The sequence below is a fragment of the Streptomyces sp. P17 genome, assembly GCF_032436805.1.
Lineage (GTDB): Bacteria > Actinomycetota > Actinomycetes > Streptomycetales > Streptomycetaceae > Streptomyces.
Window position 1 is genome coordinate 1 of the sequence record NZ_JAVRBF010000644.1, and the last position, 282, is coordinate 282.

The 282-nt window shown below is 42.9% G+C and carries 1 pseudogene; it reads left to right on the plus strand.

Annotated features, from left to right (window positions below):
• Positions 1-76: 76 nt before the first annotated feature.
• Positions 77-282: pseudogene (locus tag RMT89_RS42435) on the plus strand (transcriptional regulator); the annotation flags it as partial.

Consider the following 282-nt stretch of genomic DNA (forward strand, 5'->3'; position numbering starts at 1 on the left):
TTACTCGAATACACCGATTACAACTTACGCTGCACTAAATGATATCTGTAATAGCCAAGAACACACGATCGTTGATATGGGTGATGATGCCTTTACTCAAGGTCGCCCTCATCCAATGATTGATCCAACGTTGCGCAACCAACGCATTGTACAAGAAGCACGTGATCCAGAAACTGCCGTTATCTTGTTTGATGTCGTATTAGGATACGGAGCATCAGAGCAACCGATGGATGAGCTAATTTCAGAACTTGAAAATCTGAAGAGTGAACAAGAGCAACTTCC